General features: G+C 60.8%; 2 protein-coding genes. Both read left to right on the plus strand.

The features are described 5' to 3' along the window. Positions 1-548 (plus strand): aldehyde dehydrogenase family protein (locus tag EN879_RS34860; protein WP_127274658.1); only part of this gene is annotated, 548 nt, incomplete at its 5' end. 76 nt (positions 549-624) lie between these two features. Next, positions 625-1,705, plus strand: a 1,081-nt coding sequence (locus EN879_RS34865; protein ID WP_164774798.1) for a substrate-binding domain-containing protein, incomplete at its 3' end; no start/stop codon positions are given.

Genomic DNA, 1,705 nt, shown 5'->3' on the forward strand with positions numbered 1-1,705 from the left:
TCGGTGATCCGATGCAGGCAAATACCGATATCGGCCCGAAAGTCAGTCTTGAAGAGTTGGAAAAGGTCGAGGCGGTCCTTGCGGAAGCCGTAGCGGGCGGCGCGAGGCTTGCTCTCGCCGGCGGACGCCCGACCAAGGCGCCCATCGATGGCGGCTACTGGCTCAATCCGACCGTACTGACAGATGTGACGCCTGACATGCCGATCATGACGCGCGAAATCTTCGGCCCGGTCGTGCCGATCATGCCCTTCGACACTTTCGAGGAGGCTGTCAGCATCACCAATGCCAGCAACTATGGCCTGTCGGCCTATCTTTTCACCAATGATCTGGGCCGCGTCATGAACGCCGTCAACGAGGTTTCGTTCGGCGAGATCTACGTGAACCGGATCGGACCGGAAATGCTGCAGGGTTTCCATGTCGGCTTCCGCGAAAGCGGACTGGGCGGCGACGACGGCGTGCATGGGCTCGAGAGCTACATGCGCAAGAAGACGGTCTACGTGAACTATTCGGGTGCCGCCACGGCGGCATTGATGCCTTACGGGCGCTGAACAGCGCCCAACCAGTACGACCAGCCAGGTCGCCACCCGGCCGCTACGGCCGTTTCATATGATCGGGAGGAATGAAATGTACTATCGTGGATTTATGGCGGCCGCCTTGGCCTTGGCGCTATCGGGACTGGCCGCATCGTCGGCTCTCGCCGATGACACCATCCCACCGGAAGCAAAAGCTCTGCTCGAGCCGCTGCCCCTGTCGCCGAGGGGCCAACCCGTCCCAGGCTTCCCGGATGGTCCGCCGGCGGTGTCGCCGGACGTGCTGAAATTCTCCGATGAGGATCTTGCCAAGCTCAAGGCGGGCAAGTTTACCGCTGGACTGGTGATGCACACAATGGATGCGGGCTGGCCTCAGTTGCAGGTTGCCGGAATCAGCAACACACTCAAGGATCTTGGTATCGAAATTGTTGGAACCACCGACGCCAAGTTCCAGCCCGGTCAGCAAATCAGCGATCTGGAGCAGATGATCGCCCGTAAGCCCGACGTGATCTTCTCGATCCCGATCGATCCGAAGTCTGAGTCCGAAGCCTACAAGAAGGCGACGGCCGCCGGCATCAAGCTGGTTTTCATGGACAACGTCCCGGTCGATATGGCGCCCGGCAAGGATTATGTGACCGTTGTCGCCTCCGACAATGAAAAGAACGCCTACTTCGCCGCGCAGGAACTTGTCGGGGCGATTGGCGGCAAGGGCGAGGTCGGCATCATCACGCTGGTTTATGACTATTACTACTCCGTCGCAGCCCGAAAGGTCGGTGCCTTGAAGGCGTTCGGCGAACATCCCGACATCAAGGTCGCGGATGTCGGCACCTTCACAGCCCCCGAGAAGGCTTACGAGGTTGCCACCGCAATGTTGACGGCGCATCCCGACATGAAGGGCATCTTCGTTGCCTGGGACACGCCCGCCCAGCAAGTCGTGGCCGCGGCGAAGACACTCGGCCGCGATATCGTCGTCACCACGAATGACATTGCCGCTGACAGCGCGCTGAACGTTGCACGCGGCGAATTTCTGGCCGTAGGCGCGCAGCGTCCCTACGACCAGGGCGTCGCCGAGGCCAAGGCGGCCGCGCTTGCATTGCTTGGACATGACGTCCCGCCATACATTTCGGTGCCGACGTTGCGTGTCAAGAAGCTCGACCTTCTCAGTGCCCTCAAGC

This window comes from Mesorhizobium sp. M7A.F.Ca.AU.002.02.1.1 (genome assembly GCF_003998535.1).
GTDB classification, from domain to species: Bacteria; Pseudomonadota; Alphaproteobacteria; order Rhizobiales; family Rhizobiaceae; genus Mesorhizobium; species Mesorhizobium ciceri.